Origin of the sequence: Streptomyces sp. SID4985 (genome assembly GCF_009863025.1) — a bacterium.
Classification (GTDB): Bacteria; Actinomycetota; Actinomycetes; order Streptomycetales; family Streptomycetaceae; genus Streptomyces.
In genome coordinates, this window is record NZ_WWIR01000592.1 from 1 (window position 1) to 22,919 (window position 22,919).

At 71.9% G+C, this 22,919-nt stretch carries 22 protein-coding genes and 1 pseudogene; 17 read left to right on the plus strand and 6 right to left on the minus strand.

Annotated features, from left to right (window positions below):
* Window positions 1–98: 98 nt before the first annotated feature.
* Entirely contained in the window at window positions 99–842 is a 744-nt protein-coding gene (locus GTW40_RS25485; protein WP_161182507.1) for a DUF1365 domain-containing protein, read from the minus strand.
* Entirely contained in the window at window positions 839–2,104 is a 1,266-nt protein-coding gene (locus GTW40_RS25490) for an FAD-dependent oxidoreductase (RefSeq protein WP_161182508.1), read from the minus strand. Before GTW40_RS25490 ends, GTW40_RS25485 begins: the two co-directional genes overlap by 4 nt.
* Window positions 2,105–2,723: 619 nt before the next feature.
* On the opposite strand from GTW40_RS25490, the gene GTW40_RS25495 reads away from it, so the two are divergent.
* The 14 genes from GTW40_RS25495 (at window position 2,724) to mmsB (ending at window position 17,930) form a co-directional block, all read left to right on the plus strand.
* The gene (locus tag GTW40_RS25495) at window positions 2,724–2,966 is read left to right on the plus strand and encodes a hypothetical protein (RefSeq protein ID WP_343245786.1); all 243 of its coding nucleotides are present in this window, start codon (window positions 2,724–2,726) and stop codon (window positions 2,964–2,966) included.
* A gap of 41 nt (window positions 2,967–3,007) precedes the next feature.
* Window positions 3,008–3,226 carry a hypothetical protein gene (locus GTW40_RS25500; protein WP_161182509.1) on the plus strand — a complete coding sequence of 73 codons (219 nt, stop codon included), beginning with the start codon at window positions 3,008–3,010 and terminating at the stop codon, window positions 3,224–3,226.
* Between the two features lie 237 nt (window positions 3,227–3,463).
* The gene (locus GTW40_RS25505; RefSeq protein WP_161182510.1) at window positions 3,464–4,324 is read left to right on the plus strand and encodes a Rieske 2Fe-2S domain-containing protein; all 861 of its coding nucleotides are present in this window, start codon (window positions 3,464–3,466) and stop codon (window positions 4,322–4,324) included.
* 9 nt (window positions 4,325–4,333) lie between these two features.
* Complete coding sequence (locus tag GTW40_RS25510) at window positions 4,334–4,945, plus strand: DUF488 domain-containing protein (RefSeq protein ID WP_272919038.1); 612 nt, start codon at window positions 4,334–4,336, stop codon at window positions 4,943–4,945.
* 189 nt (window positions 4,946–5,134) lie between these two features.
* A complete protein-coding gene (locus GTW40_RS25515) occupies window positions 5,135–6,031 on the plus strand; it encodes a ribonuclease BN (RefSeq protein WP_161182511.1) in 897 nt (298 codons plus the stop codon).
* An 85-nt stretch (window positions 6,032–6,116) separates the two neighbouring features.
* Window positions 6,117–8,192, plus strand: a complete 2,076-nt coding sequence (locus GTW40_RS25520) for a SpoIIE family protein phosphatase (protein WP_161182512.1) — start codon at window positions 6,117–6,119, stop codon at window positions 8,190–8,192.
* Between the two features lie 154 nt (window positions 8,193–8,346).
* Window positions 8,347–9,825, plus strand: coding sequence for a glutamate--cysteine ligase (locus GTW40_RS25525; protein ID WP_161182513.1), 1,479 nt, complete (start codon window positions 8,347–8,349; stop codon window positions 9,823–9,825).
* A 50-nt stretch (window positions 9,826–9,875) separates the two neighbouring features.
* Entirely contained in the window at window positions 9,876–10,478 is a 603-nt protein-coding gene (locus tag GTW40_RS25530; protein ID WP_161182514.1) for a flavin reductase family protein, read from the plus strand.
* A 174-nt stretch (window positions 10,479–10,652) separates the two neighbouring features.
* Window positions 10,653–11,810 (plus strand): mandelate racemase/muconate lactonizing enzyme family protein, encoded by a 1,158-nt coding sequence (locus GTW40_RS25535; protein ID WP_161182515.1) that lies wholly within the window; start codon window positions 10,653–10,655, stop codon window positions 11,808–11,810.
* The gene (locus GTW40_RS25540) at window positions 11,807–12,796 is read left to right on the plus strand and encodes an alcohol dehydrogenase catalytic domain-containing protein (RefSeq protein ID WP_161182516.1); all 990 of its coding nucleotides are present in this window, start codon (window positions 11,807–11,809) and stop codon (window positions 12,794–12,796) included. Before GTW40_RS25535 ends, GTW40_RS25540 begins: the two co-directional genes overlap by 4 nt.
* 95 nt (window positions 12,797–12,891) lie before the next feature.
* A complete protein-coding gene (locus GTW40_RS25545) occupies window positions 12,892–13,860 on the plus strand; it encodes a hypothetical protein (protein WP_161182517.1) in 969 nt (322 codons plus the stop codon).
* A gap of 96 nt (window positions 13,861–13,956) precedes the next feature.
* Window positions 13,957–15,075 carry a multiple monosaccharide ABC transporter substrate-binding protein gene (chvE, locus tag GTW40_RS25550; protein WP_161182518.1) on the plus strand — a complete coding sequence of 373 codons (1,119 nt, stop codon included), beginning with the start codon at window positions 13,957–13,959 and terminating at the stop codon, window positions 15,073–15,075.
* Window positions 15,076–15,107: 32 nt separating this feature from the next.
* Window positions 15,108–16,649: a multiple monosaccharide ABC transporter ATP-binding protein gene (gene mmsA, locus GTW40_RS25555; protein WP_161182519.1), complete on the plus strand. Its 1,542-nt coding sequence runs from the start codon at window positions 15,108–15,110 to the stop codon at window positions 16,647–16,649.
* Window positions 16,650–16,697: 48 nt separating this feature from the next.
* A complete protein-coding gene (gene mmsB / locus GTW40_RS25560) occupies window positions 16,698–17,930 on the plus strand; it encodes a multiple monosaccharide ABC transporter permease (RefSeq protein WP_161182520.1) in 1,233 nt (410 codons plus the stop codon).
* A 23-nt stretch (window positions 17,931–17,953) separates the two neighbouring features.
* On the opposite strand, the gene GTW40_RS25565 is transcribed toward mmsB, so the two are convergent.
* On the minus strand, window positions 17,954–18,799 hold the full coding sequence (locus GTW40_RS25565; protein ID WP_161182521.1) for an SMP-30/gluconolactonase/LRE family protein: 846 nt from the start codon (window positions 18,797–18,799) through the stop codon (window positions 17,954–17,956).
* The gene (locus GTW40_RS25570) at window positions 18,796–19,569 is read right to left on the minus strand and encodes an IclR family transcriptional regulator (RefSeq protein WP_161182522.1); all 774 of its coding nucleotides are present in this window, start codon (window positions 19,567–19,569) and stop codon (window positions 18,796–18,798) included. Before GTW40_RS25570 ends, GTW40_RS25565 begins: the two co-directional genes overlap by 4 nt.
* A gap of 115 nt (window positions 19,570–19,684) precedes the next feature.
* On the opposite strand from GTW40_RS25570, the pseudogene GTW40_RS33340 reads away from it, so the two are divergent.
* Window positions 19,685–19,858: pseudogene (locus GTW40_RS33340) on the plus strand (IMP dehydrogenase); the annotation flags it as partial.
* 21 nt (window positions 19,859–19,879) lie between these two features.
* Here the strand turns inward: GTW40_RS33340 and GTW40_RS25580 are convergent.
* Window positions 19,880–20,653 carry a family 16 glycosylhydrolase gene (locus tag GTW40_RS25580; RefSeq protein WP_161182523.1) on the minus strand — a complete coding sequence of 258 codons (774 nt, stop codon included), beginning with the start codon at window positions 20,651–20,653 and terminating at the stop codon, window positions 19,880–19,882.
* Window positions 20,654–20,865: 212 nt separating this feature from the next.
* Between GTW40_RS25580 and GTW40_RS25585 the strand changes: the two genes are divergently transcribed.
* Window positions 20,866–21,735 (plus strand): DMT family transporter, encoded by an 870-nt coding sequence (locus tag GTW40_RS25585; RefSeq protein WP_161182524.1) that lies wholly within the window; start codon window positions 20,866–20,868, stop codon window positions 21,733–21,735.
* Between the two features lie 72 nt (window positions 21,736–21,807).
* Here the strand turns inward: GTW40_RS25585 and snpA are convergent, their stop codons facing one another.
* Window positions 21,808–22,482 carry a snapalysin gene (gene snpA / locus GTW40_RS25590; protein WP_161182525.1) on the minus strand — a complete coding sequence of 225 codons (675 nt, stop codon included), beginning with the start codon at window positions 22,480–22,482 and terminating at the stop codon, window positions 21,808–21,810.
* Between the two features lie 181 nt (window positions 22,483–22,663).
* Here snpA and GTW40_RS25595 point away from each other — a divergent pair.
* Window positions 22,664–22,919 (plus strand): LysR family transcriptional regulator (locus tag GTW40_RS25595; RefSeq protein WP_161182526.1); only part of this gene is annotated, 256 nt, incomplete at its 3' end.

The window sequence follows — 22,919 nt, forward strand, 5'->3', positions numbered from 1 at the left end:
GGGCCAGCGGGCCGGGTCCACGCCCTCGGTGGTCCGGGCGTGGCTGCCCCGGGCCCGCGGGATGCGGGCGCGCGTATCGGGGCGGTGGTCGGCTGTCGTCATGTGGGGATCTCCGGGTGACGGTGGTGGCTGCCGGGGCGGGGCCGTACCGGCAGGCCGCGCAGGAACAGGCGGATGCCGTGGAAGCGGATGGCGGCCGAGACCGCGAGGGTGGACCAGGGGTGGCGCAGGGCCAGGCGCAGCAGCGCGGCCGGGGTGGCGGCCCGCCGGGTGCCGTGGACCGTGGCGGTGAAGGGCGGGGCGCCGGGCCGGTCCAGGCGCAGGGACAGATGGAGGCGTTCGCCGGGCAGCGGCAGCCGCATCTCGTAGCGGCCGTCCACCGGGAAGAACGGCGAGACGTAGAACTCCTTGTCCGTGGCGGCGACTTGATCCGGGCCGGGATGCAACAGGTAGGCGTGGCGCCCGCCGTAGGTGTTGTGGACCTCGGCAACCACACAGCGCGGGGTGCCGTCGGGGCCGTGACACCAGTACAGGGTCAGCGGGTTGAAGACGTGGCCGAGGACGCGGGCATGGGTGAGCATCACGACCGGGCCGCCCGCCAGGTCGATGCCGTGCCCGGCGAGGAAGCCGTCGAGCGCGGTACGGATCGTCGGGGCGTCACCGGTGAAGTGGTCACGGGCCCAAAAGCGCGCCAACGACCTGGTGAGCAAGGGGAGTTGTGGCATCCGATCGAGGTCGACCAGCCACAGGTACGTGCGGTGGCGCAGGGCGTACCGGAAGGGCGCCCTGCGCACATGGTGGATCGTGCAGGGGTACAGCGCGGGCACGTCGGGCAGGGTCACCAGCGCACCCCCAGCGCGGCCGCCGCCTCCACTCCGCTGCGACAGCCGTCCTCGTGGAACCCCCAGCCGTGGTAGGCACCCGCGAACACCGTTACGCCGGTGGAGAGTTCGGGCAGTCGCCGCTGGGCGGCGACCGACTCCGGCGTGTACACCGGGTGTTCGTACGTCATCCGGGCCAGCACCCGGTCCGGGGCCACCCGGTCCCCGCCGTCGAGAGTGACGATGTGGGGCTCGGTCGTGTCCAGGCGCTGGAGGCGGTTCATGTCGTAGCTGACCCGCACCCGCTCCGCGCCCGCGTCGCAGGCGGGCATCAGGTAGTTCCAGGAGGCGCGGGCGGCCGGGGCACGGGGCAGCAGCGTGGCGTCGGTGTGCAGCAGGGTGGGATTGCGGGAGTAGCGGAAGGCGCCGAGGACCTCCTTCTCGCGCGGAGTGGCGTCACCGAGGAGCCGCAGCGCCTGGTCGGGGTGGACGGCGACGACCACGTGGTCGTACGCGGCCGTACCGCCGTCCTCGGTGATCACCTCGGCGCCGTCCGTGTGCCGCAGCACGGTGCGTACGGGAGTGGCGGCACGGACCTCGTGCAGCCGGGCCGCGATCCGGTCGACGTAGGTGCGGGAACCGCCGGTGACGGTCCGCCACACCGGGGAGCCGGTCACGGAGAGCATTCCGTGGTGGTCGAGGAACCTGAACAGATAGGCGGCCGGGTAGCGTTGGGCGGTCTGCGCGTCGCAGGACCAGACGGCCGAGACCAGCGGGGTCATGAAGTGGGCGCGGAAATAAGGGGAGAAGCCCGCTCGGTCGAGGAACTGACCCAGGGTGAGCGCGGGTTCGTCTCCGTCGTCGTGGGCGAGAAGGCCGCGGGCCGCCCGGTGGAAGGCCGGGATCTCCGCGAGCATCCGCAGATACCGGCCGCGCAGCGCGTGGGACGGCCGGGCGAACAGTCCGCGCGGGCCGCGCGCCCCGGCGTACTCCAGACCGCAGCCCTCGCAGTGCACGGACATGCTCATCTCCGACTCCTGCGTGGCGACGCCGAGTTCACGGAAGAGGCGGAGCAGATGCGGATAGGTGCGGCGGTTGTGCACGATGAAGCCGGAGTCCACCCGCAACGGAGGGCCACCGCCCGGCCGGGCGAGGTCGTGCGTGTGCGCGTGGCCGCCGAGACGGGCGTCGGCCTCGTAGAGGGTCACGCGGTGCGAGCGGGCCAGCACATGGGCGGCGGTGAGCCCGGCGACGCCGCTGCCGACGACGGCGGTGTGACGCATGGATCGGTCCTCTCGAAGGGCGACGGAAAGACGTGGAGGGCGCCGGAGACTCAGCCCGAAGATCCCGAAGATCCCGAAGATCCCGACGAGCCCGACGAGCCCGACGAGCCCGACGAGCCCGACGAGGAAGAGAAGGACGAGCGCGGCCCCGGCACGCCGCTCTCGCACCGGAGCCACCCCGAGGGCCGCCGTCGCCGGGGCGGCACGGCGGAAATGCCGCACCGCCGGACCGGAGCCGCACCCCGGTCCCGTACCGCGCCGTCCACGGCCGCCGGACGCGTCGGCGGACGGACGCCCGCCGCCGCACGTCCGGTCGCCGTCGGCACGGCACACCCCGCGACCGGCCCGCCCATCGGGTACGGACCTCGCGGCCCTCGCTCGTCCTTCTCCTCATCCCTCACACGGGGAATCCGGTCCCGACGGTCCGGCGGATTGGTCAATCACCCGATCAGGTGAAAGAAAGATCCCGGACCCATCCATCGGGCCACCGGCTACGGATATATGCCTTCCGACTACGGATAAATGCGCACGACTGTGTGCCACGACCATGTGCCACGGCCCGGAGGAACTCCTCGGCTTCCGGGGCGCGAGCCGCCCGCCTCCGGCTTACGATCCCCTCGTGGCAGACATCCCCGACAGCCTGATCGCGCTGGAGCGTTCCGCCGAGATCGAGCGGGCCCGGCTGGCCGGTCTCACCGGCGCCGAGTACGACGCGCAGCGGCAGCGCTGGCGCGCGGTCTACGACGCCGTACAGGACGCGATCACCACGTACGCGACGGCGACGGGCGAGGACCGCGACCGCCTGGAGGAGGCGGTCAAGACGGCGGTGCGGTGCAGCCAGGAGGATCCCGCCGTGGAGTAGCCGCGCGTGCGGCCGCCCGCCTCCCGGGCCACGCTGGGGACATGGCCGCCCCACCCCCCGTAGTCGTGTACCCGCCCGCCGAGGACGGGGGACGCCGGGTGCGCGTCGGCGACCGGTTCGTGGGGATGGCGTACACGCTGCTGGACGTGGCCGAGTTCCTGCGCCGGGCGGGGATGGAGGACGTGGAGGCGTCGGACGTCGAGGCCGGTGCCTGGGTCGAGTGGCGGGGCGGCGGCCCGGAGGCGTGGCAGCGGGACTGAGGCGTGGGAGTGGGACGAGGGCGTGGGGGGGCGGGACTGAGCCCGTACGACCCGTGCCCCGTACCGGAACCCGCGTCCCCTGCTCGCTTCCCCCGCCCGAACTCCCCCTCCCCGCCGCGCACATGCTCCGGTGGCCGGGGTACCCGGGCGGTGGGAGCATGAGGCGGAAGCGCCCGGGAGGCCGCTCGTCATGTCCGCCCGCCCGATGTCCGCCCGCCGCGACGAGGAGCGACTGTCATGCCAAAGCTGGTCGAGGACGCCATCAACGAGATCGGGAACCTGCAGGTTCTCGACGGCCCGGCGAGCAAGGCCGCCGGCCTGGTGGGGCGCGTGACGCGCAGCGCCCCGGTCAAGGACGCGCTGTCCGGCACATGGTTCGGCCACGCGCTGCACCCCATGCTCACCGACCTGCCCATCGGCGCGTGGAGCATGGCCTCCGTGCTGGACCTGACGGCCGGACAGTCCGGTGCCACCGCCGCGCGGCGCCTCATCGGCTTCGGGCTGCTCGCGACGGTGCCCGCCGCGGCGACCGGCGCGTCCGACTGGGCCGACACCTACGGCCCGCAGCAACGGGTCGGTCTGGTGCACGCGGTGGGCAACTCCGCCGCGACCGTGGTGCAGGCCAGTTCCTGGCTGGTGCGCCACGCGGGCCACCACCGCGCGGGTGCCGCCCTGAGCCTGCTGGGCCTGGGCATCGCGGCCGGTGCCGCCTACCTCGGCGGCCATCTGTCGTTCGTCGACGGCGTCGGCGTCAGCCACACCGCGTTCCAGGAGCCCGCCTCGAAGTGGACCGAGGTCGCGCCGCTGGCCGACCTGAGCGAGAACAAGCTCGTGCGGTGCGACGCGGACGGCGTGCCGGTCGTCGTCGTACGGCACAACGGCAAGGTGTACGCGCTCTCGGACACCTGCACCCACGCGGGCGGCCCCCTCCACGAGGGCAAGGTCACCGACGACGGGTGTGTGCAGTGTCCGTGGCACGGCAGCGAGTTCCGCCTGGACGACGGCGCGGCGGTCCGGGGTCCGGCCTCGGTGCACGAGCCGGACTGGGAGGTCAAGGTCGTCAGCGGCCGCGTCCACGTGCGGCCCGTACAGGTCTGACGGCCCGGCTTGCCCGGCAAACGCAAGGCCGAGGCACGGCGCGAGGGCGGTGAACGGAACCGCGTCTGCACGGTGGGGCACTCCACGCGTGACTTCGACGACGTGGTGACGATGCTGCGCGAGAACGGCATCACCCATCTGGTGGATGTGCGCTCCTTCCCGTCCTCGCGCAAGTTCCCGCAGTGGAACCAGGACGCCATCGTCGAGGCCCTGCCGGACGACATCGAGTACCGCTGGATCCCCAAGCTGGGCGGTCGGCGGTACACGCCCAAGGACGTGCCGACCCCCAACGGGGCCTGGCGGGTCAAGGCGTTCCGCGACTACGCCGACCACATGGCCACCGACGAGTTCCACGAGGGCCTCGCCGAGCTGCTGGAGCTGGCCGAGCACGGCAAGCCCGCCATCATGTGCAGCGAGGCGGTGCCCTGGCGCTGCCACCGGAGGCTGATCACGGACGCGCTGCTCGTCGCGGGCGCCGACGTCGACCACATCATGTCGGCCACGTCGACGAAACCGGCCGCCCTGGACCGCCACGCGCACGTCGAGGACGGCCGCATCACGTATCCGCCGGACGAGGCGGCCGAGGAAGCCGCCGACGGTCCGGCCGAGCCGCCCGCCTGACCCCCGCAACCGCCCCGGCTCGGATCCGCCCCCCTACCCGTACGACACGCCCATGACCCGTACGACACACCCGTTCACCACTCTGGCCCGCTCAAGGGCCCCGCGGCCGGGCGTCCCGTGCCACCGGGGCGGATGATCGGAGCAGGAGACGGAGTCGGTCCGCGTGCGGTGTGCAGGGGAGTCGAGAGCGTGAGCCAGTGGCGGCGCGGCCTCCACCGCGTCTGGGAGTGGGTCGAGCTGCCCGCCCTGCTCCGGCGTGGCCGCGAGCTGGAGCTGATGCACCGCGCGATGGGCTTCGCCACGCTCTCCCTGGTCACGCTCGCCCCGCTGCTCATCGTGGTCGCGGCGGCCGATCCGCTGGTGCGGGGCGGTTTCGCCTCGTGGCTGTCGGACGGCATGGGGCTCTCCGGCACGTCGGCGCAGGTGCTGACGGACGTGTTCAGCCCCCCGCGTGAGGTCATCGGCACCACCAGCGCGTGGAGCATCCTCATGCTCGCGCTGTTCGGCGTGTCCTTCGGCGGCAGCGTCCAGAACGCCTTCGAGCGCGTGTGGGGGCTCCCGGCCGGTCCCTGGCACCGGGTCTGGCGGCAGGCGACCTGGCTGGCGGTGCTGATGGCGTATCTGTACCAGGAGGTGCAGACGAAGTCGTCGCTGCACGGCTCCCCCCGGATCGCGCTCACCACGCTCACCACGGTGCTGTTCTTCTGGTGGGGCCCGTGGTTCCTGCTCGGCGGCCAGGTCCGCTGGTACCTCCTGCTGCCGGGCGCGCTCGCCACCGTGGTCGGACTCGCGGGCCTGCGGGCCTTCTCCACGCTGGTCTTCACCCCACTGATCGTCACCAACGCGCTGAGCTACGGCGCGGTCGGCACCGTGCTCGTGGTGTCGTCCTGGCTGATCGGGGTCGGGTTCGTCGTGTACGGCGGCGCGCTGTTCGGGCGCTGGTTCTGCGAGCACCACTGGCTGACGCTGCACGACGAGGACGAGCCCACCACGGACCAGGTCGACGCGGACCAGGAGGAGACGGGCCGGGCCGACACGGGCCAGGAGGACCCCGGCGAAGAGCCCCCCGGCGACGGCAAGAACTGACCGCTCCCCCTCCTGCGGTGCGCGCGCCCCCGCGCCGGAGGCAGCATGGAGGTACGGCGCTCGTACCGGCGGTGGAGGTGGCGGGATGGCAGTGGACTCCTTCCTGGCGGACGACGGGCACCGCTCCGAGCAGCCGCGGCCGACGGCCGGACTGCTGGACATGCTGAGCGTGGCCGCGGTGGCGCTGGAGCCCTCGGGGCGGATCGTCTTCTGGTCCCCGCAGGCCGAGGACCTGTTCGGCTACAGCGCGGAGGAGGCGCTCGGCCAGTACGCCGCGCGGCTGCTCATCGACCCGTCCCAGCTGAAGGCCGCCGTGAACCTGTTCACCGAGGTGCTGCGGACGGGCCGGGGCTGGGCGGGCACCTTCCCGGTGCGGCACAAGGACGGCTCCAGCCGGCTGACCGAGTTCCGCACCATGCGGCTGCTGAACGACGTGGGCGAGGTCTACGCCCTGGGCATCGCCGCCGACCACACGGTGCTCCAGCGCGTGGAGACCGATCTGGCGCTGTGCGAACGGCTGGTGAACCAGTCCCCCATCGGGCTCGCCCTGCTCGACCCGGATCTGCGCTACCTCCTGGTCAATCCGGCGCTGGAGCGGATCGACGGGATGCCGGCCTCGGAACACATCGGGCGGCGGCTGCGGGACACGATGCCGTTCCCGGACGTGGCCACGGTGGAGTCCGCGCTGCGCCAGGTGCTCGCGAGCGGGCTGCCGCTGCTCGACCAGTACCACGTGGGGCGGCTGCCGGGCGATCCCGAGCACGAGCACGCCTGGTCGCTGTCGTTCTACCGCCTGGAGGACCCGCGTGGGCGGGTGCTGGGCGCGGCCGCCTCGGTGGTGGACGTGACCGAGCGGCACCGGGCGGCCGGGGAGGCGGACCGGGCGCGCAGGCGGCTGGCGCTGATCGCGGACGCCTCGGCCCGGATCGGCACCACGCTGGAGGTGCAGCAGACCGCCGACGAGCTGGCCGAGGTGGCGGCCCCCGAGCTGGCGGACGTGGTGGCGGTGGACGTGCTGGACTCGGCGCTGGCCTGCCGTCGTACGAGCCGTCCCGACGAGGGGCCCGAGCTGTTCCGGGCGCTCGCGCTGAAGGCGGACCATTCCACGGAGGCGCTGGGGGCCGCCGACCCGCCCGGGGACCTCGCGGCGTACGAGGGCGACCGGCTGGTGACGCTGTGCGTGCACACCGGGCGTCCGGTGCTGGTGGCCCGGGTCGGCCCCGAGGACCTGCCGCGCATCGCGCGGGACGCGGCGGCCGGGGAGCTGCTGGCGCAGGCCGGGGTGCACTCGTATCTGGCCGTGCCGCTGATCGCGCACGGCGAGGTGCTGGGCGCGCTGGACCTGAAGCGGACCCGTAATCCGCTGCCGTTCGATGAGGACGACGTGGTGCTGGCGGCGGAGATCGCGGGGCGGGCGGCGGTGGCGATCGACAACGCGCGCTGGTTCCAGAGCGTGCGTAACACCGCGCTCACCCTCCAGCGCAGCCTGCTGCCCGACCACTCCCCCCGGCACACGGGCCTGGAGCTGGCCTCCCGCTACCAGCCCGCGCAGTCCACGAGCGAGGTCGGCGGCGACTGGTACGACGTGATCCCGCTGGAGGACGGCAAGACGGCGCTGGTGGTGGGCGACGTGATGGGCAACGGCATCGACGCGGCCGCCACCATGGGCCGACTGCGCACCGCGACCTGCGCCTACGCGGACCTGGATCTGCCGCCGGAGTCGATCCTGCGCCACCTGGACAAGATCACCTGCGATCTGGAGCACTACATCGTCACCTGCCTCTACGCGGTGTACGACCCTGCCACCGGGCGGTGCACCATCGCCAACGCCGGTCATCTGCCGCCCGCCCTGGCCCGGCCCGGCGAACCGGCCCGGTTCGTGGACCTGCCGACCGCCGCGCCTCTCGGGGTCGGCGGGGTGCCCTTCGAGGCGACCACGGTCGAACTGGCACCCGGCGATCTGCTGGTGCTGTACACCGACGGGCTGGTCGAGACCCGGCAGCACGCCATCGACGACCGGCTCCGGACGCTGCTGACCTTCCTCGACGAGCCCGCCCGTCCCCTGGAGGAGACCTGCGACCTGCTGCTGTACGGGCTGCGGCACCCGGACGACCACGACGACGTGGCGCTGCTGGTGGCCCGGGCGCTGGAGCCGGAGTAGCGGACCGGGGGTGCGCACCATGGCGGGGCCGGGGGCCACTCGCCGCAGCGGGCCGGGGCCACTCACCGCCCGCTCCGGTCCGCGTGGTGGGGCGGCCCGGGTGGTGCGACGCTGGGGTGGAACAGGTGTCCGAGGAGGGAATCCAGGAGGGCCGATGGGACGCGACGTCCCGGCGCTCGTCTTCACCCGCGAGGACCGCCGCCGGTACCGGACCAAGATGCAGGAGTGTCTGGACGCCTTCGCGCAGATGCTCCGCGAGTCGCGCTTCGAGTCCGAGCGACCGCGGGTCGGTCTGGAGATCGAGCTGAACCTGGTGGACTCCGGCGCGGAACCGGCGATGCGCAACATCGACGTGCTGGAGGCGATCGCGGACCCCGCCTGGTCGACCGAGCTGGGCCGGTTCAACCTGGAGATCAACGTGCCGCCGCGCGGACTGACCTCGGGCGGTCCGGACGCCTGGGAGGCGGAGATCCGCGGCGCGCTCAACCACGCCGAGGAGCGGGCCCGGTCGGTGGGCGCGCGGCTGGTGATGATCGGCATCCTGCCCACGCTGCGGCAGGAGGACGTCGGGGAGAAGTCGCTCTCGGAGAACCCGCGCTACCGGCTGCTCAACGACATGGTGTTCGCGGCCCGGGGCGAGGACCTGCGCCTGGAGGTGGACGGGGTGGACCGCCTTCGCGCCTGGGCGGACACGATCACCCCGGAGGCGGCGTGCACCAGCACCCAGTTCCATCTCCAGGTCTCGCCCGAGGAGTTCGCGCCGTACTGGAACGCGGCGCAGGCGATCGCCGGGGTGCAGGTGGGGCTGGCGGCCAACTCCCCCTTCCTGTTCGGCCGGGAGCTGTGGCACGAGACCCGTGTCCCGCTGTTCGAGCAGGCCACCGACACCCGCCCTGAGGAGATCAAGGTCCAGGGGGTGCGGCCCCGGGTGTGGTTCGGGGAGCGGTGGATCAACAGCGTCTTCGACCTGTTCGAGGAGAACCTGCGCTACTTCCCGGCCCTGCTCCCGCTCTGCGACGAGCAGGACCCCGGCGAGACGCTGGACCGGGGCGACATCCCCGAACTGGGCGAGCTGACCCTGCACAACGGCACGATCTACCGCTGGAACCGCCCGGTCTACGCGGTCGCCCACGACAAGCCGCACGTCCGCATCGAGAACCGGGTGCTGCCCGCGGGCCCGACGGTCGCGGACACCCTCGCCAACGGCGCGTTCTACTACGGCCTGACCCGCGCCCTGGTGGAGGAGGACCGGCCGGTGTGGTCACGGATGTCCTTCGCGGCGGCCGAGGAGAACCTGCACACGGCGGCCCGCAACGGCATCGACGCGCTGCTGTACTGGCCGGGCATGGGCGAGGTCCCCGTACCCGAACTGGTCCTACGACGGCTGCTGCCGCTGGCGCACCGGGGCCTTGAGCTGTCCGGCATGGACGCGGCATGGCGGGAGCCGCTGCTCGGGATCATCGAGCAGCGCTGTGTCACGGCGCGCAACGGGGCGGTGTGGCAGAAGGAGGTGTTCCACCGCTTCGACGCCACCTCCGAGGCGGGCCGTCACGAGGCGCTGCGGCGGATGACCGAGACATACATCGATTACATGCATCTCAACGCCCCGGTGCACACCTGGCCGGTGGACTGACACCGCCGCCCGCCTGCGCGAACGCAACCGACCCGGCCTACTGTGCTGTCATGCGTGTCGACTACTCCCCCGAGTCCATGGACCGGCGCTCGTTCTACCACCTGCTCACCGCCGTGGTCGTCCCCCGGCCCATCGCCTGGGTCTCGACCCTCTCGGCGGACGGCAGGACGGCGAACCTCGCTCCGCACTCCTTCTTCACGGTCGCCTCCACCGATCCGCCGATCGTGCAGTTCACCTCCGTCGGGCGGAAGGACTCGCTGCACAACGTTGAGGCCACCGGGGAGTTCGTCGTCAACCTCGCCTCGGAGCCGCTGCTCGCCGAGATCAACGCGACCGCGACCGACTTCCCGCGCGACGAGGGCGAGTTCGACGCCGTGGGCATCACGCGCGAGCCCTCGCTGAAGGTGCGCCCGCCGCGCGTGGCCGACTCGCCGGTGGCGATCGAGTGCGTGCTGCACGCGACACTGGGTCTGGGCGACTCGACGGTGGTGTTCGGCCGGGTCGTGCACGTGGTTGTCGACGAGGACACGCTGACGGACGGCCGCCCCGACATCGGCCTGCTGCGCCCCCTGGCCAGGCTGGGCGGGAACGAGTGGAGCACGATCGGCGACGTGCGCGAGCTGGCGCGCGAGCGGTACAAGGAGCGGGACTAGTACGTCAGCGGTTCCTGCCCCCGGCTGCTCGGGAGCGGCGCTTGCCGTGACCGAGCGGCTCGCGCCCCGACCGATCCGTGTCCGCCCCATTGACACCCCCCACACCGCCTCCCTACTGTCACGCCAGCATTTCGAACGCATGACGAAATTTCGAACACCGAGGGGTGGGCGGGCGTGCGTATCACCGGAATCAGCACCCATGTGGTCGGCACACCATGGCGGAATCTGACCTATGTGCAGGTCCACACGGACGAGGGGCTCACCGGCGTCGGGGAGACCCGGATGCTCGGCCACACCGACGCCCTGATCGGCTATCTGCGGGAGGCCGAGGCCAACCACATCGCGGGCTCGGACCCGTTCGCCGTGGAGGACCTGGTCCGCCGGATGAAGTACGGCGACTTCGGCCGGGCCGGGGAGATCGTGATGTCCGGGATCGCGGTGGTCGAGATGGCCTGCTGGGACATCAAGGGCAAGGCGCTAGGCGTACCGGTGTGGCAGTTGCTCGGCGGCAAGGTCACCGACCGGGTCAAGGCGTACGCCAACGGCTGGTACACCACCGAGCGCACCCCGGAGGCGTATCACGCGGCGGCCCGCGCCGTCATGGCGCGGGGCTACCGGGCGCTGAAGATCGACCCGTTCGGCACCGGCCACTTCGAGCTGGACCACGAGCGCACCCGGTACGCCGTCTCCCTGATCGAGGCCGTACGGGACGCGATCGGGCCGGACACCGAGCTGATGCTGGAGATGCACGGCCGCTTCTCCCCCGCCACCGCGATCCGCCTCGCCCGCGAACTGGCGCCCTTCGACCCCGCCTGGCTGGAGGAGCCGGTGCCGCCGGAGAACCTGAAGGCGCTGGAGAAGGTGGCCGCCAAGGTGGACGTCCCGGTCGCCACCGGGGAACGGATGCACGACCGGATCGAGTTCCGGGAGCTGTTCGAGAGCCAGGCGGCGGACATCCTCCAGCCGGACGTCGGCCACATCGGCGGCATCTGGGAGACCCGCAAACTGGCCGCGACCGCCGAGACCCACTACATGCTGCTCGCCCCGCACAACGTGGGCGGCTCGGTCCTCACCGCCGCCTCGCTCCAAGTCGGCTTCAGCACACCGAACTTCAAGATCCTGGAGCACTTCAACGACTTCGCGGACGCGGAGATCAAGACGGTGGTCAAGGGTGCCCCCGAGGTGGTCGACGGCTACTTCCACCTCTCCGACGCCCCCGGCCTCGGCGTCGAGCTGGACACCGACGCGGCGGCCGAATTCCCGCAGCAGCAAGCCCGGTTCGACCTGTGGGCCGAGGGCTGGGAGCAGCGTCGGCCGAAGGGGACGCGGTGAACGTCCAGGTGGTGGTCGAGGCGCCGGGCACCTGCCGACTGGAGCCGCACACACCCCGCGACCCCGGCCCCGGCGAGGCGCTGGTCGCCGTGCACGCGGTCGGCGTCTGCGGCAGCGACCGCGAGCTGTACCGGGGCAACCGGCCCGCGCCGTACGTGCGTTATCCCGTGGTGCCAGGCCACGAGTGGTCCGGCACGGTCCGCGCGGTGGGCGCCGGGGTGCCGGAGCAACTGGTCGGTCGCAAGGTGGTCGGCGAGGGCTTCCGCAACTGCCAGGTGTGCGCCCGCTGTCACGCGGGCGAGACCACGCTCTGCGAGGCGGGCTACGAGGAGACCGGCTTCACCCACCCCGGCGCGATGGCCCCCACCCTCACCCTGCCCGCCCGGCTGCTGCACCCCCTGCCCGACGACGCCGACCTCACCGCGGCCGCCCTCCTTGAGCCCGCCGCCTGCGTCGCGGCCGCCGCCCTGCTGGCCGACGCCCGGCCCGGCGAGCGGGTCGCGGTGGTCGGCACGGGGACGCTCGGGATGCTCGCGGTGCGGTTCCTCGCGGCGGTCTCCCCCAGGGAACTTCTGGCGGTGGGGCTCGACCTCGAACGCGAGCCGCTGGCAAAGGAGTTCGGCGCCACGGACTTCGCGGTGAGCGGTCCGGACCTTCCCGGCGGCTACGACGTGGTGATCGAGGCCGCGGGCTCCGCCGAAGCAGCGTTCACCGCCTCCACCCTGCTCCGGCGCGGCGGCCGCCTGGTCCTCACCGGCATCCCGGCACCGGGCGCCGTGGGTCTGGACCCGGCCGACCTCGTCGTACGACGCCTTGAGGTGCGGACGGTCTTCGGGGCGCCCCCGGCCGCGTGGGCGCACGCGGTACGGCTGTTCGGCGCCGGTCTCCTTGACCCGCTGCCTCTGGTGACGCACCAACTGCCGCTGACCGAGTTCGCGCGGGCGGTGGAAGCAAGGGGCCCCGGGAAGGTGCTCCTGCTGCCCTGACCTGCGCATAAGCCCCTGCAGCCAAGGCCCCTCAGGAGGCTCACCCGCCCGAAGATCCGAACCCTGTCCGGCATACCGAACACGAAAGGCAGCCCGTGACCGACCTTTCCGCTCCGGCAGTCCGCAGGCCCGGTGAGCAGGCTCTCGCCGCTCTGGGGCTGGCCGCGCCCGCCCCCGACCCCGCCGACGCCTCCCCGCACCGCTTCCCGGGCGGCGGGAGCTGGCGTACCGAGATCCCGTCGTGCGAGGGGCCCGAGGCGCTGGCCGTCGTCCTGGCCGAGGCGGCGCGGCTGGACGTGCCGGTGCACCGGATCAGCCAGGGCAGCGGCGTCTGGATGCTCACGGACGCCGAGATCACCGAGATGGCCGACGCGACCCGCGAACGCGGCATCGAGCTCTGTCTGTTCACCGGACCGCGCGGCACCTGGGACACCGGAAGCGCGGTGCGCTCCGACTCGCGCGGCGGCGGCCCGCGCGCCCGGGGCCACGACGCGGTGGCCGGCTGCGTCGAGGATGCGGTGCGCGCGACCGAACTGGGCGTGCGCTGCCTGCTGGTGGCCGATGAGGGCGTGCTGTGGGCCCTGCACCGGGCGCGGGAGTCGGGGGTGCTCCCGGCGGACACGACACTGAAGGTCTCCGCGCTGATCGGCCCGGTCAACCCGGTCTCCTACGCGGTGTTCGAGCGGCTGGGAGCCGACTCGATCAACGTGCCCGGCGATCTCACCCTCGCCCATCTCACCGAGATCCGCCGGGTGTCCGGCGCTCCCATGGACATGTACATCGAGGCGCCGGACGACCTGGGCGGCCAGGTGCGGATGTACGAGGTGGCCGAGCTGATCCGGCGCGGCGCCCCGCTGTATCTGAAGTTCGGCCTGTCCAAGGCGCCCGGCATCTACCCCTGGGGCGCCCACCTCCGGAGCGTCGCCCTGGACACCGCACGGGAGCGGGTGCGGCGCGGCCGACTGGTCCTCGACCTGCTCGCCCGGCACGGCGCCGACCACGGCATGGCCCCGCTCGGCACCCGACTCCCCGGCCCCCTGCACCGCTTCCCCACGACCGCGTGAATCCGTAGCACCCGCACCATCACCGCATGCCCCCGAAGGACACACCCCGCTCAACGCCGAGACACCCAACGCCGAGACGAACAAGGACGGTTCCCCATGCGCGACCGGTACACCGCACGCCCCCGCAGAGTCGCCCTCGCCGCGACCGCCGTACTCGCCCTCACCCTGACCGCCTGCGGGCAGAGCGGCGAGGGCGGCAGCGAGGAGAAGGGCGGCGACGCCAAGGGCGGCACCATCGGCGTCGCCATGCCGACCAAGTCCTCCGAACGCTGGATCGCGGACGGCGACAACGTCGTCAAGGACCTGCACGCCAAGGGCTACAAGACCAAGCTGGTGTACGGCGAGGACGACCCGGACACCCAGGTCGCCCAGATCGAGAACCTGATCACGCAGGGCGTCAAGGGTCTGATCATCGCGGCGATCGACAACAAGTCCCTGAACAACGTGCTCCAGGAGGCCGCCGACGCCCACATCCCGGTCATCGCCTACGACCGGCTGATCCTCGGTACCAAGAACGTGGACTACTACGCCTCCTTCGACAACGAGAAGGTCGGAGAGCTGCAAGGCACGTACATCACGCACAAGTTGGGGCTGGACAGCGGCAAGAAGGGTCCGTTCTCCATCGAGTTGTTCGCCGGGTCCAACGACGACAACAACACCAAGTACTTCTTCGGCGGCGCGATGAAGGTGCTCCAGCCGTACATCGACAAGAAGCAGCTCGTGGTGAGGTCCGGGCAGACCGCGCTCAACCAGGTCACCACGCTGCGCTGGGACGGCACCACCGCCCAGCACCGCATGGAGGACGTACTGACCTCGGCGTACCGTTCCGGCCGGGTGGACGCGGTGCTCTCCCCGTACGACGGCATCTCCATCGGCATCCTGTCCGCGCTGAAGTCGGACGGCTACGGCGCGAAGAGCAAGCCGCTGCCGGTCGTCACCGGACAGGACGCGGAGCTGGCGTCGGTGAAGTCGATCATCGCCGGGGAGCAGACGCAGACGGTCTACAAGGACACCCGCAAGCTCGCCGAGGTCGCCGCGAACATGGTGGACGCCACCCTCAAGGGCAAGAAGCCCGAGGTCAACGACACCAAGACCTATGACAACGGTGCCAAGGTCGTGCCCGCCTATCTGCTCCAGCCGGTCAGCGTCGACAAGGGAAACTACCGCGAAGTGCTGGTCGACGGCGGCTACTACACCGAGTCCCAGCTCAAGTGACGGCCGACTCCCACGACTTGGAAGGCGCGGCCATGGCGGAACCCGTCCTCGAAATGCGCTCGATCGTCAAGACCTTCCCCGGCGTCACCGCCCTGTCCGACGTCACCCTGACCGTCCGCCCCGGCGAGGTGCACGCCATCTGCGGGGAGAACGGCGCCGGGAAGTCGACCCTGATGAAGGTGCTCTCCGGGGTTCATCCGTACGGCAGTTACGAAGGTGAGGTGCGCTTCGAGGGTGAGGAATGCCGGTTCCGGGACATCCGGGCCAGCGAGCGGCAGGGCATCGTCATCATCCACCAGGAGCTGGCGCTGGTGCCCTATCTCTCCCTCGCGGAGAACCTGTTCCTCGGCAACGAGCACGCCCGGCGCGGTCTGATCGACTGGACGGAAACCCTGCGGCACGCCACGAAGTTGCTGCGCCGGGTCGGGCTGGACGAGCATCCGGAGACCCGGGTCGCGGACATCGGCGTCGGCAAGCAGCAGTTGGTGGAGATCGCGAAGGCGCTGGCGAAGTCGGTGCGGCTACTGATCCTGGACGAGCCGACGGCTGCCCTGAACGACGAGGACAGCGGCAAACTCCTCGATCTCATCCTGGAGTTGAAGGCCCAGGGCATCACCTGCATCGTGATCTCGCACAAGCTGAACGAGATCCGCCGGGTCGCCGACTCGGTGACCGTGCTGCGCGACGGCCGCTCGGTGGAGACCCTGGACGTACGGGCGCCGGGGACCACCGAGGAGCGGATCATCGCGGGCATGGTCGGCCGCGACCTCGACCACCGCTTCCCCGAACGCCCGTCGCACCAGACAGAGTTGGGTGCCGCTCCGGCCCTGGAGGTGCGCGGCTGGACCGTACGGCACCCGATCGACCGGCAGCGCAAGGTGGTCGACGACGTGTCCATCGAGGTGCGCCGGGGCGAGATCGTCGGCATCGCGGGGCTGATGGGCGCGGGCCGCACCGAGCTGGCGATGAGCGTGTTCGGCCGCTCCTACGGCAGGTACGCGGGCGGCACGGTGCTGAAGGACGGCCGGGAGATCCGTACCCGGACCGTGGCGGAGGCGGTGGGGCACGGGATCGCGTATGTCACCGAGGACCGCAAGCACTACGGGCTCAACCTGATCGACACCGTGCACCGCAATGTCTCGCTGACCGCGCTCGGCAAGGTGGCCCGGCGCGGGATCGTGGACGAGCACGCCGAGCGGCGGGCGGCGGAGGGGTTCCGTACCGCCATGAACATCAAGGCGCCGACCGTGCTGGAGCCGGTCGGCCGGCTGTCGGGCGGCAACCAGCAGAAGGTCGTCCTCAGCAAGTGGATCTTCGCGGACCCGGACGTGCTGATCCTGGACGAGCCGACGCGGGGCATCGACGTGGGCGCCAAGTACGAGATCTACACGGTGATCGGGCGGCTCGCGGCGGAGGGCCGGGCGGTCGTCTTCATCTCCTCCGAGCTGCCCGAACTGCTCGGCATGTGCGACCGGATCTACACCATGGCCGCAGGGCGGCTGACCGGCGAGGTGCCCCGGGCGGAAGCCACCCAGGAAGCGCTGATGCGCCTGATGACCAGAGACGACGCCTGATGACCGAAGACGAAGACGCATGATGACCAGAGACGAAGAGGTGACGCCATGAGCGCGGACGTGACGGCCCCGGCCCCACCGGAGCGCGACGGGCCGCCCGCCGGGCCGGGCGTGCTCCGGCTGATGCTGGACGGTCTGCGCCGCAACATGCGCCAGTACGGGATGGTGATCGCGCTCGGCCTGATCGTGGCGCTGTTCGCGGTGTGGACCGACGGCGACCTGCTGCTGCCGCGCAACGTGTCCAACCTGGTGCTCCAGAACAGCTACATCCTGGTGCTGGCGATCGGGATGATGCTGGTGATCATCTCGGGGCACATCGATCTGTCGGTGGGCTCGCTGACCGCGTTCGTCGGGGCGTTCCTGGCCGTGCTGAACGTTCGGAACGACGTGCCCTGGCCGCTCGCGATGGTGCTGTGCCTGCTGGTGGGCGCGGTGGCGGGGGCGGTGCAGGGCTATCTGATCGCCTATCTGGGCATCCCGTCGTTCATCGTGACGCTCGCCGGGATGCTGCTGTTCCGGGGGCTGACGGAGATCCTGCTCAAGGGGCAGACCCTGGGGCCGTTCCCGGACGGTCTCCAGAAGATCGGCAACGGCTTCCTGCCCGCGTTCGGCCCCGACACCGACTACCACAATCCGACCCTCTTGCTGGGCCTGCTGCTGATCGTGGCCGTGGTCTGGCAGGAGGTCCAAGGGCGGCGCAGACAGCGGGAGTTCGCGCTCCAGGTGCCGCCGCTCAGGCTCTTCGCGCTGAAGCTGACCGCGCTGGTCGCCGCGATCCTCGCCCTGACCCTGCTGCTCGCCAGCTACAAGGGCGCCCCGATCATCCTGATCGCCCTCGGCGCCCTGGTCGTCGGCTACGGCTACCTCATGCGCAACGCGGTCTTCGGCCGCCATGTGTACGCGATCGGCGGCAACCTGCCCGCGGCCAAGCTGTCCGGGGTGAAGGACAAGAAGGTCACCTTCCTGGTCTTCCTGAACATGGGCGTCCTCGCGGCGCTCGCCGGTCTGGTGGTCGCCGCCCGGCTGAACGCGGCCTCGCCGAAAGCGGGCGTCAACTTCGAACTGGAGGCCATCGCCTCGTCGTTCATCGGCGGCGCCTCCATGAGCGGCGGGGTCGGCACCGTCCTCGGCGCGATCATCGGCGGGCTCGTCCTCGGCGTGCTGAACAACGGGATGAACCTGCTGAGTGTCGGCACCGACTGGCAACAGGTCATCAAGGGCCTCGCGTTGCTGCTGGCGGTCGGCTTCGACGTGTGGAACAAGCGCAGGTCGGGGGCGTGAACCGAGGTACGCGGTAAGCGACTTCACCCCTTGAACGGCGGCTGCGGCAACCCCTCTCCCACGCCCGGCACCACCAGCACCGACCCCGACAGGGGCGTGGGCTCGGTGAGGCCGACGCGGGCGGTGGTGACGTACAGGTCGGTCAGGCCGGGGCCGCCGAAGGCGCAGGCCGTGGTGCGCGGGGCCGGGAGCCGGATCTCCCGGTCCAGCGCGCCGGAGGGCGTGTAGCGGCGGACCGCGCCCCCGTCCCACAGCGCCACCCAGACGCAGCCGGACGCGTCGACGGTCAGCCCGTCCGGGTAACCCGCGCCGTCCTCGATGACGGCCAGGGTGCGCCGGTCGCGGACGGCGTCGCCGTCGTAGTCGAAGACGTCGACACGCCGGGTCGGGCTGTCGATGTAGTACATCAGCGTGCCGTCCGGGCTCCAGCCGATGCCGTTGCTCACGGTGACGCCGGTGAGGATCGGCTCTGCAATGCCGTCGCCGGTCAGACGGGTCAGGGTGCCGCCGCCGGGGGCCTCGTCGTAGCGCATGGTGCCTGCCCAGAGCGAGCCGTCGGGGGCGACGGCCGCGTCGTTGGCGCGGCGGCCCGGCACCGGGTCGCGGTGGAGCCAGCGGAAGGCGCCGTCGGGGTCGAGCAGACCGACGCCGTCGCGGAGGTTGAGCACCAGGCCGCCGTGGACGCGGGGCTTGGCGGCGCCGACGTGCTGTCCGGTGGCGTGGACCGTGCGGTGGCCGGTGGCGGGGTCATAGGTGTGCACGCGGCTCGCCAGGACGTCCACCCACAGCAGGCGGGCGCCGGCCGGATCCCAGGTCGGGCCCTCGCCCAGCTCCGCCTGCGCCTCGACCGCGACCTCGTAGCTACTCACGCGGCCTCCCGGTGACCGAGCCGCTCGGAGAGTTCGGCGGCGCCCTTGACGGCGAGCGCTTCGAGTTCCGTACGGCGTTCCTCGCTCCAGCGGATCGTCGGCACCGAGATCGACAGCGCGGCGATCACGCGTCCGGTGCGGTCGCGGACCGGGGCGGCCACGCAGCTCACGTCCGGGTTGGACTCCCGGCGCTCCACCGCGACGCCCCGGCGCCGGATCTCCGCGAGGGCGTCCCGCAGTCGGCCCGGGTCGGTGAGGCTGTCCGGGGTCATCGCGGTCAGCTCGGCGCCGTCGGGGACGCGGGCGGCCAGTTCCCGCTCGGGCAGCGAGGCCAGCAGCATCTTGCCGACCGCCGTGCAGTGCGCGGGCAGCCTGCGCCCGGCCGCCGAGACCATGCGGACCGCGTGCGTGGAGTCGACCTTGGCGATGTAGATGACGTCGGTGTCCTCCAACAGCGCCACATGGACCGTCTCGTCACAGGTCTCGGCGACGCCGCGGGCCACCTCCCGGCCCTCGGCGGCGAGGTCGAGCTGCTCGGCGTACCGGCTGCCGAGTTGGTACGGGCGTACCCCGAGCCGGTACCGGCCGGGCTGCCCGGGCACCGGCACCAGGTAGGAGCGGGCAGCGAGGGTGGTCACCAGCTCGTGCACGGTGGTGCGCGGGAGTTGGAGTCGGCGCACGATGTCGGGCGCGGAGAGCGTGCCGTCCCCCTCCAGGAACAGCTCCAGGATGTCGAGGGCCCGCGTCACGGCGGGCACGAGGCGTCCCATGCACGGCCTCCTTGCCTGCTTCCGGGCGCGGCGGTCCGCCACCCCTGTTCGATACCCCGACCAGTGACCGGCGGGACGAACACAGGCTAGTCAGCGCGCGCCCCACGGGCAACGGTCCCCCGCGCACCGGGCTCACCCCTGCCGAATCGAACAGCTGCTGCCCGATGTCCTGGACGGCACGATCATCCCCGGCCGTGTCTTCGACCGGACCTTCGCCCTCGACCGGATCCCGGACGCCTACCGGGCCATGGCCGACCGCCAGGTCCTCAAGCCGCTCGTCCGCCCCTGACTGCCCCACCGCTCCACCGGATCAGACCGGCTGTTCCTCCTCCGGGGTCACCTCCTCCTCCGCGTCGTCCCGCTCGGCGACCGCGCCCCGGCCCGCCGGGCGGCGTACGACGAGGCTGCTGACGGTGTACGACATCTCGGTCGTCCCGCGTGCGGGCGGCGGGTGGTAGCGGCCCCCGCAGACGGAGAGGTTGACGATGAGGTAGGCGTGCCAGCCGCGTCCGGTGCCCCGGCGGTCGGCGAAGGCCACCGTGCCGTTCACGGACCAGACGACGGAACTCGCGCCGAACTCGGTGCGCAGGTCGACCCAGGCGGCGGGGCGGATCGCGCGGTCGCGGAAGTAGCTGTTGCTGCCGCGTACGTGGTTGGTGAGTTCCAGGAGGTCGGGGTTGTCGGGGTGGTACTCGAAGATGTCGATCTCCTGGCCGCCGTCCCGCCAGGTCCAGATGGCGGGCCACGCGCCGGTCTCGACGGGCAGCCGCACCCGGGCCTCCAGGACGTCCCCGGTGCGGACCATGAAGCCGTCGCGGCTGCCCTCGGTGGTGAGCAGGCCGGTGTTCCATCGGCCGTCGGTACGGCGCCGGGCCCGGAAGACGCCCGAGCGGCTGTAGGCGGGGTCGGCCACGAGGTAGTCGAGCTTGTCGTCGCCCGGGTTGACCGGGCCGCCGTTCGGATAGGCCCAGGAGTGGCCCGCGACCCACTGTCTCTCCGAGCCGAAGTCGGCCGTGAACACCACGTCGGACCCGGGCGCGGCACGCGGCGCCGGGAGGGGACTGTCGGGTGTCGATTCGTGCATGTCGGATGTCTCTCCGCCATACGCCCCTTCATGCGGCGAAGACGGGACATCACGGAGATAATGACCCGTTCGAGTGAATCGGACTCCGGACCCGGCGGCGCGATGGCGTGGGCTTTCGTAGGCTGGGGAAGCCCGAAGCACCTCCAGACTCCTCCGGGCTCCTCCGGGACGTGGACTCCGGTACGTGGACGACCCGCAGGCGGGAGACGGTAGTGATCGAACTTGCCGCGGTGTTCGCCGTCGCCGGTGCCGCGAGCAATGCGGTGGGCACCGCCTTCCAGCGCAAGGCGGCCTCGGTCAGCTCCAAGCGCGGACTGCGGCTGCTGGCCGACCTGGTGCGCCGCCCCGCCTGGCTGATCGGCATCGCCGGGGTGATCGGCGCCGCGATCTTCCAGAGCCTGGCCCTCGTCAACGGCCCGCTGGCGCTGGTGCAGCCGCTGTTCATCCTGGAGCTGCCCTTCGCGCTCCTCGTGGTGGGCCCGCTGCTGCACCGGCATCTGCCCGCCTACGGCTGGTGGGGCGTCGGCGCCGTGGTACTGGGGCTCGCGGTGATGCTCGCCGCGGCGGCGCCGTACGGAGCCCGCGACCAGGCGCCGCTGACCCACTGGGTACCGGCCCTGGTCCTGTGCGTCGGGGCGATCGTGGCGGTCGTGCTGCTGGCCCGGCACGAGCGGGCCCCCACCGGCCGGGCGGCGCTGCTGGCGTCGGGGTCCGCGATCGCCAACGCGCTCACGGCAGCCCTGCTGAAGTCGGCCACGGGCACCTTCGCGGACCAGGGCTTCGAGGCGTTCCTGTCGTCCTGGCAGACCTACGGTTTCGCCCTGGCCGGCACCGCCGCCGTCCTCCTGCTGGAGAACGCCCTCCAGGCGGGCCCGCTCGCCGCCGCCCAGCCCGCGCTGACCATCGGCGACGCGGTGGTGAGCCTCGCCCTCGGCATCACCCTGTTCGGCGAGCGCATCCGCACGGGCTGGTGGCTGATCCCCGAGGCGTGCGGCGCCCTCCTGATCATCGGGGGCGTCCTGGTCCTGAGCCGGGCCGTGCAGAACCTCATCGAGCGGCCGCCCAAGTCCCGGGTGGCGTAGCGGCCCGAGCGGAGACGGCGGCGGTGCGGGTGTCAGCACCGCCGCCGCTCCGTGTGCCCTCGCGCGCCGGGATCAGCGCGCCGCGTTCACCTTCTCCAGCGCCTTCGCCAGGCCCGCCGCCCACAGCTGGTTCACGCGGGAGCGCTCGGTGCTGTTCGGGTAGCGGTTGGTGCAGGACGGGCCGGGGCCGCCGCCGGACATCAGTTCGCTGCACGGGCCGCTGTAGTGGTCGGGCAGACCCAGGACGTGGCCGGTCTCGTGGGCGGTGACGCGTATGGAGTCGTACTGCTGGTTCTGCGCGTAGTCGAGGAAGATGTAGCCGCGGCCGTGGCCGTCGGTGGAGGCGTACGAGCCCTGCGGGTCGCTGCCCTCGTAGTAGGAGAAGTCGGCGCCGCCCGAGGTGGCCTGGAGCTTGACGTTGGAGACGGAGCTGTTCCAGATGGAGGCGGCGTTCGATATCTGGGACCTGAAGCTGGGCGCCTGGGAGGCGTTGTAGTAGACGGTGACCGCCGCCGCCAGGCTCGGGTGCGCGGCCTGCTTCTTCGCGACCGAGGCGAGGACGGCCTCGAAGAAGGCTTTGTTCTGCGCGGTCTCTCCGGCCGACCCGGTGAAGCGGGCGTGCGGCGCGGCGGTGGTGGCGTGCGCCGGGGCCGCGGTGCCGAGGGCGGCGCAGGCCAGACCGAGCCCGAGGGCGAGGACGCCTCTGGCGGTCTTCGCGGACAGGGCGGAGGTGCGGAAGGGCTTCATATGGGGAGCTCCTGCTCGTTCCGTGGGGTGAACGATCGCTTGCCCATGAGTCTCGGGGAGAGCAACTCCCGGCGGATGATGGCAAGTAGGGATAGCGCGGGGCTATCACCGTCAACTCGCCCTGCTGCGCCCTCATTTGAACCTCTGGCGCCGCCTCACAGCCCACACCTAGGCTCCCGGCATGGATCTTGAGGTCAGACATCTGCGCGTCCTGTGCGCCATCGCCGACGCGGGCAGCCTGCACCGTGCGGCCCGCGAACTGGGCCTGGCGCAGCCGTCGTTGAGCACGCAGCTGCGGCGCATCGAACAGGCCCTGGGCGGGCGGCTGTTCACCCGGGACCGGACCGGCTGCCGCCCCACTCCGCTGGGCCGGCTGGTGCTGGGCCGCGCGCGGCCGCTGGTGCGCGAGCTGGGCGCGCTCGTCACGGAGGCGCGGG